A 14,378-nucleotide genomic window follows, 5' to 3' on the forward strand; every position below is an offset into this window, starting at 1 on the left:
ATCATGAAACTGTATCTGATAAGGCACGGACAAACTCAGGCTAACGTCAACGGGGTATTTTGTGGCAGCAGCGATATCGCGCTGACCGCCGAAGGCCAGCGTCAGGCTCAACATGTTGGCCGCCAGCTGGCGTCAACGCCGCTTGATGCGCTGATCCACACCGGTATGCGCCGCAGTCACGAAACCGCCAGCATCATTGCGCAAGGCCGCCAGCTGGCGATGGAAACCCAGCCGCTGTTGCAGGAGATGGCGTTCGGCGACTGGGAAATGCGCCATCATAAAGAACTGGAGGCCACTCAGGCCGAAGGTTATCAGGCGTGGTGTCAGGACTGGCAGAAAGCCGATGTTCCGCAGGGCGAATCGTTTACGGCGTTTACCCAGCGTATCCGTCAGGCTTTGCAGCAGCTGCATTTACGTCCGCAGGAAAGCAGGCTGGCAATCGTCGCGCATCAGGGGTCGCTCAGCCTGCTGCTGGCGATGATGCTTAAACTGGCGCCTGCCGACATGTGGCGTTTCCCGTTTAAGCAGGGCTGCCTGTGTGAAATCGATCTGAGTCACGGCGCTTGTGTGATCCAGCGGTTTAACGACAGCGGTATTTAACTTTTTAAACCCGTAAGGACAACCGATGGCTTCGCTGGAAAATATCCTCCGTCAGATTGCTGAACCCGATGCCCAGGCCGCACAAACGGCTGCGGCCCGGCTCGACAGTCTGGTAAAACCTTTAGGCAGCCTTGGCCGTCTGGAACAACTGGCGATCCAGCTGGCCTCCATTCGTGGTGATCAGCCGTTGCATTTTCCGGCCAAAGAAGTGCTGGTGATGGCCGCCGATCACGGGGTCTGGCAGGAGGGCGTCACGCCCTCTCCGCAGGTCGTCACGGCCATTCAGGCAGTGAATATTGTGCAGGGCAAAGCCGGAGTTTCGGTACTGGCAAGGGCGGCGGGCGCACAGGTGACGTTGATTGACTGCGGTATTATCGGCCCGGATATTCCCGGTACCCTCAGCCATAAAATCGCGCAGGGCACGGGTAACATTGCCACCGGCCCGGCGATGACCCGCGAACAGGCGCAAGCCTTGCTGGTGTGGAGTGCGGAAAGGGTGATTGCCAAAGCCGAAAGCGGTTTGTCTCTGCTGGCAGTGGGCGAACTGGGTATGGCGAACACCACACCGGCGGCGGCAATGGTGGCGGTGCTGACCGGTGCTCAGCCTGCGAAAACCGTCGGGCTGGGGGCGAATCTTCCGCCAGACCGTCTGGCGCATAAAATCCGCGTGGTGGAAAAAGCCATCGCGGTGAATAAGCCCGATCCGGCCGATGCGCTGGATGTGATGGCGAAAGTGGGCGGCTTCGAACTGGTGGCGATGGCGGGCGCGATGATTGGCGCAGCGGCGGCGGGTATTCCGCTGGTGCTGGACGGTTTTCTGTCTTATGCCTCGGCGCTGGCGGCCTGTCAGATCGCCCCCGCGCTGAAACCCTATCTGATCCCTTCGCACCTTTCAGCAGAGCAGGGCGCGACGCTGGCGCTGGAAGCGCTGGGGCTGCAACCCTATTTTGATCTGAATCTGCGACTGGGCGAGGGCAGTGGTGCGGTGCTGGCGATACCGCTGATTGATGCCGCCTGCGCCATCCACAATGAAATGGCGACGCTGGCGGAATGTCAGATAGAACTTTGATAAATGAAGGCGGGCGTTACCAGTCGATGCCCTGCTGCGCCATAATACCGGCGTCAAAGGCATGTTTTACCGGGCGCAGTTCGCTGACCGTATCGGCCATTTCCAGCAGGTCACGATGGCAGCCACGGCCGGTAATGATCACCGTCTGATGCGCCGGACGGGTATTCAGCGCATCCACCACGTCCTGCAAATCCAGATAACCAAAACTGACCATGTAGGTCAGTTCATCGAGTACCACCAGATCTAATGAGGCATCCGCCAGCATGCGTTTTCCGTGCTGCCAGACTGCCTGACAGGCCGCAGTATCGGTTTCTTTATTCTGCGTTTCCCAGGTAAAGCCGGTCGCCATCACCTGAAATTCCACGCCGTGCGGTTCGAGCAGATTCTTCTCGCCGTTCGGCCATTCACCCTTAATAAACTGGATCACCGCGGCGCGCATGCCATGCCCGACGACGCGGGTGACGGTACCAAAGGCCGCCGTGGTTTTGCCCTTACCGTTGCCGGTAAACACAATCAGAATGCCGCGCTGTTCTTTGGCGGCATCAATACGTGCATCAACCTGTTCTTTCAGTTTTTGCTGGCGTTGCTTGTGGCGATCTTCGGTCATCAGTGACTCCGTGATTATTCTGCCGGTCCGGCTTTACGGCCCGGCTGGGCATCAAAACTGATCCCGGTTTTGCGGCGGCTGTCGTCGCCCATCAGGTACAGATACAGCGGCATAATGTCAGCCGGTGTTTTGAGTTTGTCTTTATTTTCATCAGGGAAGGCCGAGGCACGCATGCTGGTGCGCGTGCCGCCCGGATTAATACAGTTCACGCGCAGACCGGTATGTTTATGTTCTTCGGCCAGCACCTGCATCATGCCTTCGGTGGCGAATTTCGACACGGCGTACGCGCCCCAGCCGCTGCGGCCTTCGCGTCCTACGCTGGAAGTGGTGAACACCAGTGACGCACTGGCGGATTTCAGCATCAGCGGCAGTAATGCCTGGGTCAGCATAAAGGTCGCATTGACGTTAACCTGCATGACGTTCATCCAGTCCTGCAACTTAATCTCAGCCATTGGCGTGATGTCCGTCAGCAAACCGGCGTTATGCAATACGCCGTCCAGATGCGGCACCCATTGTGCAATCTGACCGGCAACGCGCTGGCAATCCTGCTGACTGGCCGTCAGTAAATCCAGAGCATAAATGAACGCCGGACGCAGGTTACGCGCGGCGATTTCCTGCTGCACGTTGGCCAGTTTGCTCTCCGTGCGGCCCAGCAGAATCACCTGCGCGCCGAAACGGGCATAGGTCAGGGCGGCTTCACGGCCAATGCCATCGCCAGCGCCGGTCACCAGGATAATGCGGTTATTCAGCAGGTCGGATTTAGGATGATAATGCACGGTCTGTCCTCATATTTTTTCAGCAATGTGGCGGCAAAAGGCCGTCATCACATCGGGCGCTCTTAAAATCAAAACGCCGGGAACGGGAGACAGTGGCTCAACCAACATCCGGCATTTTGGCGAAATTTTTGGGCGTTTCGGGTTAGATCACCGGTTATATGCCTCAAATGCGCATGAGTTTCAATGATTAACCGAAAAACGGACAGCTCTTTTGTAACAAAATTGGAACACTGGCGCACTCAGTTTTACGTACGGTTGACAATGTCATATTCAAACAAGACGCCGCCGTGGCGATTGTCTAGAATGTTCAGCATCTTTCTGACCACAGTGAAAAGGCGGGTTTGTGGATTTACTTTCTCTTTATGGGCTGTTTTTGGCCAAAGTCGTGACCGTAGTGATCGCCATCGGGGCGCTGGTGGTATTGGTGGCGGGCCTGCGCCATCGTAAAGCTCACAGCAAAGGTGAGTTGCAACTGATCGATTTGGGTGAGCAGTACCGCGACATGCAGCGGGAAATGCGCAGCGCGCGTATGAACCCGGCTGAACTGAAGATTCACGGCAAGGAGCTGAAGCGAAAAAATAAAGCTGAAGCAAAACAGAAAAAACTGCAGGCCAAAACCGGCGGTTCGGCAACTAAACCTTGCCTGTATGTGCTCGACTTTAAAGGCAGCATGGACGCCCATGAAGTCACGTCGTTGCGGGAAGAAATCTCGGCGGTACTGGCGGTGGCTACGCCGCAAGATGAAGTGCTGCTGCGCCTGGAAAGTCCGGGCGGGGTGGTACACGGTTATGGTCTGGCGGCGTCACAACTGGTGCGTCTGCGTCAGGCTGGCATTCGTCTGACCGTGGCAGTGGATAAAGTGGCTGCCAGCGGCGGTTACATGATGGCGTGTGTGGCAGATCGCATTGTCGCCGCGCCGTTTGCCATCATCGGTTCCATCGGCGTCGTGGCGCAGATCCCGAACTTCAACCGTCTGCTGAAACGCAATGACATTGATATCGAGCTGCACACGGCGGGCGAGTTCAAACGCACGCTGACCCTGCTGGGGGAAAATACCGAGGAAGGGCGTGAGAAATTCCGCGAAGATCTGAATGAAACCCACGTTCTGTTCAAGGAGTTCGTGCACCAGAATCGTCCGTCGCTCGATATTAATGCGGTCGCCACCGGTGAACACTGGTTCGGGACCCAGGCGCGTGAAAATGGTCTGATTGATGCCATTGGTACCAGTGATGATTTACTGATCGCCGAGATGAAAAATCACGAGGTGATTGCGGTGCGTTACAGCCGTCGCAAACGCATGATGGATCGTTTTACCGGCAGTGCGGCAGAAAGCGCCGATCGCCTGTTCCTGCACTGGTTGCAGCGCAGCCAGAAACCGCTGCTGTAAGGCTGTTTCAGTCAGCGTGACGGTAAATAACAAGCAAAGAAAAAGGGACGTACGTCCCTTTTTTTATCACGCTAACCTATCACTGAAGTTTATCGGTTGCGTGCACCTTTATTAGCGATTCTTTTATCTCAATCTTCGAGATGGTATTTTTCTGAAAAAAGATGAGCCAGGTGTTTAAACATATTAAATACCGCAGTGGTTTTTCTGGTCGGTAAACCGTCGTCATCCATGAAAAACTCTCCGCGGAAAACCAGCACATTGCCTTTCTGCTCAACCTCTGTCGCCAGCATCCCGTGCATGTAATCTTCGTGCTCACGGATAACCTTATTCGCTTCGATCAGTAAAGCTTCGCGACTAATTGCCGATGTATTTTCGTGCATGATATTTACTCCCCACTATAATTGCTGACGTTATTGTAATCCTGACGTGGATAAAACCGCAAATCGGCTGGGGGTAATCGGGGAATGTTCAGGTCATAAATTGAGCGTTTCTTTAAAAACCCTGAGCACGTTGGCGAAAAGAGCGTTTAGGTGTTAATTAGTTTGCGTGGCGATTTTTATCAGGTAGAGTGTGGGATTTTGTGGCTTCAGGTGGAATGTTTTGTTTACGCTTGGTCATTATTTGACATAAAAACGGGCGCATTCTGCTGAGCCCTGTCTGGTTAATCCCTCGCAGAATCAGTGTTTTGAACCTCTGGAAGTCAGTTCTCGCCTTCTTTGAAAGAAATAAGTTGACGTTCTGACTCACTGCCGCAATATAAAAAAAGACGTGATATTGTGCCGCGGCATAACAAGACAAAATCTTCTTCAGGTTATGAAGAATCATTCAGGTAAAGGTAATTATGGGCAAAGCTCTCGTAATAGTTGAGTCCCCGGCAAAAGCCAAAACGATTAATAAATATTTAGGAAATGACTACGTGGTGAAGTCCAGCGTCGGTCATATCCGTGATTTACCGACCAGTGGATCCGCTGCGAAAAAGACCGCCAACTCAACCGAAGAAAAAACAAAGAAAAAAGTAAAAAAGGATGAGAAAACCGCGCTGGTAAATCGCATGGGCGTCGACCCGTATCATGGTTGGGAAGCGCAATACGAAATACTTCCGGGTAAAGAAAAAGTGGTTGCTGAGTTAAAAGCGTTAGCGGAAAAAGCTGACCACATCTATCTCGCAACCGACCTTGACCGCGAAGGAGAGGCGATTGCCTGGCATTTGCGGGAAGTGATTGGCGGCGATGAAAAACGTTTCAGCCGCGTGGTATTTAACGAAATTACCAAGAACGCGATTCAGAATGCCTTTAAAGAACCCGGCGAACTGAATATTGATCGTGTGAATGCTCAGCAGGCGCGTCGTTTCATGGACCGCGTGGTGGGTTACATGGTGTCTCCGCTGTTGTGGAAGAAGATTGCCCGTGGTTTATCCGCTGGCCGTGTTCAGTCCGTGGCGGTGCGTCTGGTGGTGGAACGCGAGAAAGAAATCAAAGCGTTCGTGCCGGAAGAATACTGGGAATTGCATGCAGATTTGCTGGCGAAGAAAGACACCGCGCTGCAAATGGAAGTCACGCATCATCTCGAAAAACCGTTCAAGCCGGTCAATAAAGAACAAACTCACGCGGCCGTGTCGCTGCTTGAGAAAGCGCGCTACACCGTGGTGGATCGTGAAGATAAACCGACCAGCAGCAAGCCGGGCGCGCCTTTCATTACGTCCACCCTGCAACAGGCGGCCAGTACGCGTCTGAGCTTCGGTGTGAAGAAAACCATGATGATGGCGCAACGTCTGTATGAAGCCGGTCACATCACCTATATGCGTACTGACTCCACCAACCTGAGTCAGGATGCGGTGGAAATGGTGCGTGGCTATATTGGTGAGAATTTCGGTGATAAATACCTGCCGAAAGCCCCGCTGCAATACAGCAACAAAGAGAATTCACAGGAAGCGCACGAAGCGATCCGTCCTTCTGATGTGGCGGTGGTGTCCGAACAACTGAAAGACATGGAAGCGGATGCGCAGCGTTTGTATCAGCTGATCTGGCGTCAGTTCGTGGCCTGTCAGATGACACCGGCCCAGTACGATTCCACTACACTGACGGTGAAAGCGGGCGATTATTCCCTGCGCGCCAAAGGCCGTACGCTGCGTTTCGATGGCTGGACCAAAGTGATGCCTGCGTTGCGTAAGGGCGACGAAGACCGCACCTTGCCGGTGATTGAAGTGGGTACCGATCTCGAACTGCAACAGTTGCTGCCAACCCAGCACTTCACCAAGCCGCCTGCGCGTTTCAGCGAAGCGTCACTGGTGAAAGAACTGGAAAAACGTGGCATTGGCCGTCCGTCTACCTATGCGTCGATCATTTCGACCATTCAGGATCGCGGCTATGTTCACGTGGAAAACCGTCGTTTCTACGCCGAGAAAATGGGCGAGATCGTCACGGATCGTCTGGAAGATAATTTCCGCGAACTGATGAACTACGATTTCACCGCGCGCATGGAAGACGGTCTGGATCAGGTCGCCAACAACAAGGCGGAATGGAAAGCCGTGCTGGATGAATTCTTCACCGAGTTCAGCAAGCAACTGGAAACCGCCGAGAAAGACCCTGAAGAAGGCGGTATGCGCCCGAATCAGATGGTGCTGACCAGCATCGAGTGCCCGACCTGTGGCCGCCCGATGGGGATCCGTACCGCCAGCACCGGCGTGTTCCTCGGCTGTTCAGGCTATGCCCTGCCGCCGAAAGAACGCTGCAAAACCACCATCAACCTGATTGCTGACGCCGAAGTGCTGAACATTCTGGAAGGTGACGAAGCCGAAGCCAACGCGCTGCGTGCCAAACGTCGTTGCGGTAAATGCGGCACGGCGATGGACAGCTATCTCATCGATAACCAGCGCAAATTGCATGTCTGTGGTAACAACCCGGAATGTGATGGCTATGAAATCGAGCAGGGTGAATTCCGCATCAAAGGCTATGACGGCCCGATTGTTGAGTGCGAGAAATGTGGTTCTGAAATGCACCTGAAAATGGGACGTTTCGGTAAGTACATGGGCTGTACCAACGACGAGTGCAAAAACACCCGTAAGATTTTGCGTAACGGTGATGTTGCGCCGCCGAAAGAAGATCCGGTTCCATTGCCAGAACTGCCGTGTGAGAAATCAGACGCCTATTTCGTTCTGCGTGACGGTGCGGCAGGTGTCTTCCTGGCGGCCAATACGTTCCCTAAATCGCGCGAAACCCGTGCGCCGCTGGTGGAAGAACTCAAGCGCTTCAAAGATCGCCTGCCGGAAAAACTGAGTTATCTGGCCGATGCGCCGGTAACCGATCCGGAAGGCAATAAAGCCATGGTGCGTTTCAGCCGTAAGACCAAACAGCAATACGTGTCTTCGGAAAAAGACGGCAAAGCCACTGGCTGGACGGCGTTCTTTGTTGATGGTAAGTGGGTCGAAGGCAAAAAGTAATTTTCGCCGCCTTCCTGCAACCTGAATTATTCAGGCGAAAACCGGAACACTGCATCCTGTTGCGCAGTTGTAAAAAACCAGTCCTTTGGGCTGGTTTTTTTATTGCATTAAGATCTATCATCGACCGGTTCTTGCTGTTTTTCTTATCAGGGCAGGTTTGCCTGCCATTTTCGTTATGTTCTCCGGCTATACATGACGTTAATAATTGATATAATTGTTATATAGAATTTATTCTTATGCACTTAAGTAATAAGCTAATGCGTCTGGGGCATAAAACGGTGCGTTCACAGACTTCCGGTATTCGATAAAAAATCATTTCCAGACTGTTCAGCCTTTGGATGAACAGGGATGGCGACAGGGTTTGAAACCAGGGTGGTATGAGATATGAAATTGCAGCAACTGCGCTACATCGTAGAGGTTGTTAATCACAATCTGAACGTCAGTTCGACGGCAGAAGGCCTGTACACGTCGCAGCCGGGGATCAGCAAACAAGTCCGTATGCTGGAAGATGAACTTGGGATCCAGATTTTTTCCCGCAGTGGTAAACATCTCACACAGGTGACACCGGCCGGACAGGAAATCATCCGTATCGCCCGTGAAGTGTTGTCGAAAGTCGATGCCATCAAAGCCGTCGCCGGTGAACATACCTATCCCGACAAAGGATCGCTGTATGTGGCGACCACGCACACTCAGGCGCGTTATGCCCTGCCTAATGTGATTAAAGGCTTTATCGAGCGTTACCCGCGCGTTTCGCTGCATATGCATCAGGGATCGCCGACACAGATTGCTGAAGCGGTTTCAAAAGGCAATGCGGATTTCGCCATTGCCACCGAAGCACTGCATCTGTACGACGATCTGATCATGCTGCCTTGCTATCACTGGAACCGTGCAGTGGTGGTACAGCCGGATCATCCGCTGGCAGGGAAAGAAAAAGTCACCATCGAAGAGCTGGCGGCGTATCCGATAGTCACCTATACCTTCGGCTTTACCGGCCGCTCGGAGCTGGACACCGCGTTTAACCGCGCCGGTCTGACGCCACGCATTGTCTTTACCGCGACGGATGCTGACGTCATCAAAACCTACGTGCGCCTTGGGTTAGGGGTAGGGGTTATCGCCAGCATGGCGGTTGACCCGGTTCAGGATCCGGATTTAGTGACCGTGGATGCGCGAGATATTTTCACCTACAGCACCACGAAAATCGGCTTCCGCCGCAGCACCTTCCTGCGCAGTTACATGTACGATTTCATTCAGCGATTTGCGCCGCATCTGACGCGTGATGTGGTGGATACCGCGATTTCCCTGCGTTCGAACGAAGACATTGAAGAGATGTTCAAAGACATTAAGTTGCCGACCAAGTAAGTCGTCACGCTCACTCTCCTTTGCGATCCCGCCGCCTCCTCACAAGATGCGGCGGGATTTTTTTTTGCCTGATGAACAGTTTGAGCTGTTATCAAAATGTTAACGGCATTTTGTGTTATCTTTAACTATGCACTTATAAGCCAGCGGGTTATTCCTCAAGGCCACGCTGAGCGCTAAAGGAGAAGCTATGTCGTCTATTCGCAAGAACAGTCTGGATAAGCTGGCAGTCCGGGAGAAGGAATTTTACTACTACAGCCTGCCGCTCGCTGCCAAAACGCTGGGTGAACTTCAGCGCCTGCCAAAATCCCTCAAAGTTTTACTCGAAAATTTACTGCGCCACGTAGATGGTGACACTGTCACGGAAAGCGACCTGCAAGAGCTGGTCAGCTGGCAAAAAACCGGTCATGCCGATCGGGAAATTGCTTACCGTCCGGCGCGCGTGCTGATGCAAGATTTCACGGGTGTACCCGCGGTCGTGGATCTGGCTGCTATGCGTCAGGCGGTAAAACGCCTCGGCGGGAATGTCGAACAGGTGAACCCGTTGTCGCCGGTCGATCTGGTGATTGACCATTCGGTGACGGTGGATGAATTTGGGGATGACCAGGCCTTCGATGAAAACGTGCGTCTGGAAATGGAGCGTAATAACGAACGCTACCAGTTCCTGCGCTGGGGGCAAAAAGCCTTTAACCGCTTCCGCGTGGTGCCGCCGGGCACCGGGATTTGTCATCAGGTCAATCTGGAATACCTCGGACAAACCGTCTGGTACGAAGAGCAGGATGGCAAAACAGTGGCCTATCCCGACACGCTGGTCGGCACGGATTCACATACCACGATGATCAACGGTCTGGGGATTTTAGGCTGGGGCTGCGGCGGTATTGAAGCCGAGGCCGCGATGCTCGGCCAGCCGGTTTCCATGCTGATCCCGGACGTTGTCGGTTTCAAACTGACCGGAAAATTGCGCGAAGGCATTACCGCAACGGATCTGGTATTAACCGTTACCCAGATGCTGCGCAAACATGGCGTGGTGGGCAAATTTGTTGAATTCTACGGTGACGGGCTGGCCGATTTGCCGCTGGCCGACCGCGCGACCATCGCCAATATGTCGCCGGAATTTGGCGCGACCTGCGGCTTCTTCCCGGTGGATGATGTGACGCTGAGCTACATGAAACTCAGTGGCCGCAGCGATGATCAAATCGAACTGGTGAAAGCCTATTCGCAGGCGCAGGGGTTATGGCGTCATGCCGGTGATGAGCCGGTATTCACCAGTACGCTGTCGCTGGATATGGGCGATGTGGAACCCAGTCTGGCAGGGCCGAAACGCCCTCAGGACCGCGTGGCGCTGCCCAATGTGCCGAAAGCCTTTCAGGCCGCGACCGAGCTGGAGCTGGGTAACAGCAAGCCGGGGCGCAGCGATAAAGAGAGTTTCACGCTGGAAGGCCAGCATTATTCGCTGACCACCGGCGCGGTGGTCATTGCCGCGATCACGTCATGTACCAACACCTCAAACCCGAGCGTGCTGATGGCCGCAGGTTTGCTGGCGAAGAATGCCGCTGAAAAAGGGCTGACCAGCAAACCCTGGGTGAAAACCTCGCTGGCGCCGGGTTCCAAGGTGGTGACCGACTATCTGAACGCCGCCGGACTGATGCCGCATCTGGAAAAGCTGGGCTTCAATCTGGTCGGCTACGGCTGCACCACCTGTATCGGTAACTCGGGGCCGTTGCCGGAACCGATTGAATCCGCGATCAAGGCCGGTGATTTAACCGTCGGTGCGGTGCTTTCCGGTAACCGAAACTTTGAAGGGCGCATCCATCCGCTGATCAAAACCAACTGGCTGGCCTCGCCGCCGCTGGTTGTGGCGTATGCGCTGGCCGGAAATATGAACGTCGATCTGACCACCGATCCGCTGGGCGAGGGCAGTGATGGTAAACCGGTTTACCTGAAAGATATCTGGCCGTCGGCCAATGATATTGCCAATGCTGTCGGGCAGGTGACGACGGACATGTTCCACAAAGAGTACGCCGAAGTGTTCAACGGCGATGCCAGCTGGCAGTCCATTAAGGTGGAAGGTACGCCGACCTATACCTGGCAGGAAGAGTCCACCTATATCCGCCATCCGCCGTTCTTCAGTGATATGAAGGTCGAACCGGACGCGCTGGAAGACATCAAAGACGCGCGTATTCTGGCGATCCTGGCCGACTCGGTGACCACCGACCACATTTCGCCCGCAGGGAACATCAAGGCTGACAGTCCGGCCGGGCTTTATCTGACCCATCATGGGGTTGAGCCGAAAGCGTTTAACTCCTACGGTTCGCGGCGTGGTAACCACGAAGTGATGATGCGCGGGACGTTCGCCAATATCCGCATCAAAAACGAAATGGTGCCGGGCGTGGAAGGCGGCTATACGCGCCATATTCCGTCGCAGGATCAGCTGGCGATTTACGATGCGGCCATGCGTTATCAGCATGAGAGTGTGCCGACGGCGGTCATTGCCGGTAAAGAATACGGTTCCGGTTCCAGTCGTGACTGGGCAGCGAAAGGGCCGCGTCTTCTGGGCGTGCGTGTGGTTATCGCCGAATCATTCGAACGTATTCACCGCTCGAATCTGATCGGGATGGGGATTTTACCGCTCGAATTCCCGCAGGGGGTAACGCGCAAAACGCTGAAACTGACAGGTGACGAACAACTGAGCATCAGCGGGCTGCAAAACCTGACGCCGGGGCAGGACGTTGCGGTGCATATTACGTTCGCGGACGGCCATACTGAAACTATCGATGCGCGCTGTCGTATTGATACCGGCAATGAGCTGACGTACTTCCGTCACGGCGGTATTCTGCATTACGTGATCCGCAAAATGCTGTAATCCGGATCCCTGCCAATAAAAAAAGGGCACCTTCTTAAGGTGCCCTTAATATTTTCATCGGACTATAAACCCTTACTTATCGAGCAGATGGCCCATTTTGGCGGCTTTGGTCGACAGGTAACGTTCGTTTTCCGGATTGCGGCCAACAATCAGCGGAACGCGCTCGGTAATATGGATACCGGCTTCGGTGAGGATTTCGACTTTCTTCGGATTGTTGGTCAGCAGGCGGACGGAATCAACGCCAAGTAATTTGAACATATCGGCGCACAGCGTGAAGTCACGTTCGTCGGCGGCGAATCCGAGCTGATGGTTGGCTTCGACGGTATCGTAGCCTTTATCCTGCAAGGCGTAAGCGCGGATCTTATTCAGTAAACCGATGTTACGGCCTTCCTGACGGTGATACATCAGAATGCCGCGGCCTTCTTCAGCGATATGATTGAGGGCGGCTTCGAGCTGGAATCCGCAGTCACAGCGCAGGCTGAATAAGGCATCACCGGTCAGGCATTCGGAGTGAACACGCGCAAGGACAGGCGTTTCACCGCTGATGTCGCCAAAAACTAACGCCAGGTGGTCGTGCCCGGTGGCCAATTCTTCAAAACCCACCATCAGGAAATCGCCCCAAGGTGTTGGCAGATTGGCTTCTGCCACCCGTTTCAGCTGCATTTTACGCTCCAAAAAAACCACAAATAGTCTTTATTTACAGTGAGTATTTTACTTGTTGATGCGCATCCTACGTTCTGATGCGGCCTCTGGATAGGGAATCGGTGCCTTTCCATCCTAACAGGGCGCTATTTTGCCACACTTCGGGTCACATTTTAGCGGGAATATTTGAACGATTCGTTCATAACTTATGAATTATAACCGCTTACTCAACAACTGAAGCGAAAGGAAGGTGAAGCGTTGACAAGGTTGATACACTCCCACTCTTTTTACGCATGACAGAAGGAACGACTATGTATGATATCGCCAAACGCACCGCCATCGGGGCTGTGATGTTATTAGTGATGCCCGCAGCGGTTTGGATCAGCGGCTGGTTATGGACACCGGGGGGCAATCCCGCCGTGTTGCGCCCGCTTTACTGGGTGACGGAAACCGTGAGCCAGCCGTGGGGCATTATCACAACCGTGGTGCTGTGTGGCTGGTTTCTGTGGTGTCTGCGTTTTCGCCTTAAAGCCGCGAGCGGGCTGGTGGCCATCATCATTGCGGCGTTACTGATCGGCCAGTACGCCAAAGATTACATCAAGAGTGAAGTCCGCGAGCCGCGCCCGTATGTCGCCTGGCTGGGCACCGATCACCAGATGAACGTGGATGAATTTTACGCGCAAAAGCGAAAAGCGCGCAGCGCGCAGGTGAAGGAAATTCTCGGCGATAACGTGCAGGTCCCGCACTGGCTGAACAAAAGCTGGCAGAAGGATACCGGTTACGCGTTCCCTTCCGGGCACACTATGTTCGCCGCCACCTGGGCACTGCTGGGCGTTGGTCTGTTATGGCGGCGTAAGCACTATAAAACGGTGACGGTGCTGATGATCTGGGGCGTGGTGGTGATGGGCAGTCGTCTGATGCTCGGAATGCACTGGCCGCGTGATCTGGTAGCGTCGGTCGGGATCAGCTGGCTTCTGGTCACGGTCGCCTGCTGGCTGACGCAACGTTACATCGGTCCGCTGACACCGCCACCGGCGGAAAACCGCGAAATCGAAGAACGCGATCCCTCGTAGTTCTGTTTACGGAAAGGGGGGCTTTGCAAATTCCCCCTTTAATTCCACGCTTTTAATCCCCATATCTTCTCCATAGGTCAAATTGCCGTGGTGTTTGCTGCATCCCACAAAAGTCGCATGAAGTTTATCCAGACGGCATTTAAACCCCGCGCAATGTTTCCCTGCTTTGTTCGGAAATGCTAACTTATTAGGTCGGGACGAGAGTTTTTGGCATAATTCATCCGGTACATCCGGCATTACAGGAATGAATGTGAAATATCTGCTGATTTTTTTATTTTTACTGGTCATCGTGGTGATTTCTATCACCCTGGGTGCCCATAACGATCAGACTGTGACCTTCAATTATTTGCTGGCGCAGGGTGACTATCGCGTTTCCACACTGCTTGCCGTACTGTTCGCGACCGGTTTTATTCTTGGCTGGGTGATCTGTGGTTTGTTCTACCTCCGTGTCCGCCTGTCACTGGGCCGCGCACAGCGTAAAATCAAACGTCTTGAACAACAAATTGAACCCGCGGCTGTCGTTACGCCGCCCGCAGCATCCTACGATGTCAGCAAGGAATAACCCT

Annotated in this window: 12 protein-coding genes; 8 read left to right on the forward strand and 4 right to left on the reverse strand. The window is 53.9% G+C overall.

The window, feature by feature from the left end:
* Positions 1-3 precede the first annotated feature (3 nt).
* On the forward strand, positions 4-600 hold the full coding sequence (cobC, locus tag EYY67_RS08700) for an alpha-ribazole phosphatase (RefSeq protein ID WP_119827348.1): 597 nt from the start codon (positions 4-6) through the stop codon (positions 598-600).
* A 25-nt stretch (positions 601-625) separates the two neighbouring features.
* On the forward strand, positions 626-1,669 hold the full coding sequence (gene cobT / locus EYY67_RS08705) for a nicotinate-nucleotide--dimethylbenzimidazole phosphoribosyltransferase (protein WP_131693323.1): 1,044 nt from the start codon (positions 626-628) through the stop codon (positions 1,667-1,669).
* Between the two features lie 16 nt (positions 1,670-1,685).
* Here cobT and cobO read toward each other — a convergent pair whose 3' ends face one another.
* Both cobO and EYY67_RS08715 read right to left on the reverse strand, forming a co-directional pair.
* On the reverse strand, positions 1,686-2,276 hold the full coding sequence (gene cobO / locus EYY67_RS08710; protein WP_131693324.1) for a cob(I)yrinic acid a,c-diamide adenosyltransferase: 591 nt from the start codon (positions 2,274-2,276) through the stop codon (positions 1,686-1,688).
* Positions 2,277-2,290: 14 nt separating this feature from the next.
* Positions 2,291-3,052 (reverse strand): YciK family oxidoreductase, encoded by a 762-nt coding sequence (locus EYY67_RS08715; RefSeq protein ID WP_131693325.1) that lies wholly within the window; start codon positions 3,050-3,052, stop codon positions 2,291-2,293.
* 343 nt (positions 3,053-3,395) lie between these two features.
* Here EYY67_RS08715 and sohB point away from each other — a divergent pair, with 343 nt between their 5' ends.
* Positions 3,396-4,439, forward strand: a complete 1,044-nt coding sequence (gene sohB / locus EYY67_RS08720; RefSeq protein WP_131693326.1) for a protease SohB — start codon at positions 3,396-3,398, stop codon at positions 4,437-4,439.
* A gap of 128 nt (positions 4,440-4,567) precedes the next feature.
* On the opposite strand, the gene EYY67_RS08725 is transcribed toward sohB, so the two are convergent.
* Entirely contained in the window at positions 4,568-4,819 is a 252-nt protein-coding gene (locus EYY67_RS08725) for a YciN family protein (RefSeq protein WP_095921671.1), read from the reverse strand.
* Between the two features lie 461 nt (positions 4,820-5,280).
* Here EYY67_RS08725 and topA point away from each other — a divergent pair, with 461 nt between their 5' ends.
* The 3 genes from topA (at position 5,281) to acnA (ending at position 12,097) form a co-directional block, all read left to right on the forward strand.
* Complete coding sequence (gene topA, locus EYY67_RS08730; RefSeq protein ID WP_131693327.1) at positions 5,281-7,878, forward strand: type I DNA topoisomerase; 2,598 nt, start codon at positions 5,281-5,283, stop codon at positions 7,876-7,878.
* Between the two features lie 384 nt (positions 7,879-8,262).
* A complete protein-coding gene (gene cysB / locus EYY67_RS08735) occupies positions 8,263-9,237 on the forward strand; it encodes an HTH-type transcriptional regulator CysB (RefSeq protein WP_095921674.1) in 975 nt (324 codons plus the stop codon).
* Between the two features lie 187 nt (positions 9,238-9,424).
* The gene (gene acnA, locus EYY67_RS08740; RefSeq protein ID WP_131693328.1) at positions 9,425-12,097 is read left to right on the forward strand and encodes an aconitate hydratase AcnA; all 2,673 of its coding nucleotides are present in this window, start codon (positions 9,425-9,427) and stop codon (positions 12,095-12,097) included.
* Positions 12,098-12,169: 72 nt separating this feature from the next.
* On the opposite strand, the gene ribA is transcribed toward acnA, so the two are convergent.
* Positions 12,170-12,760 carry a GTP cyclohydrolase II gene (gene ribA / locus EYY67_RS08745; RefSeq protein ID WP_095921676.1) on the reverse strand — a complete coding sequence of 197 codons (591 nt, stop codon included), beginning with the start codon at positions 12,758-12,760 and terminating at the stop codon, positions 12,170-12,172.
* A gap of 290 nt (positions 12,761-13,050) precedes the next feature.
* On the opposite strand from ribA, the gene pgpB reads away from it, so the two are divergent.
* Together pgpB and EYY67_RS08755 are read left to right on the forward strand one after the other, a co-directional pair.
* The gene (pgpB, locus tag EYY67_RS08750) at positions 13,051-13,812 is read left to right on the forward strand and encodes a phosphatidylglycerophosphatase B (protein WP_131693329.1); all 762 of its coding nucleotides are present in this window, start codon (positions 13,051-13,053) and stop codon (positions 13,810-13,812) included.
* Positions 13,813-14,062: 250 nt separating this feature from the next.
* Complete coding sequence (locus EYY67_RS08755; protein WP_095925116.1) at positions 14,063-14,374, forward strand: LapA family protein; 312 nt, start codon at positions 14,063-14,065, stop codon at positions 14,372-14,374.
* Positions 14,375-14,378: the final 4 nt, after the last annotated feature.

The organism is Rahnella victoriana (genome assembly GCF_004330295.1).
Classification (GTDB): Bacteria; Pseudomonadota; Gammaproteobacteria; order Enterobacterales; family Enterobacteriaceae; genus Rahnella; species Rahnella victoriana.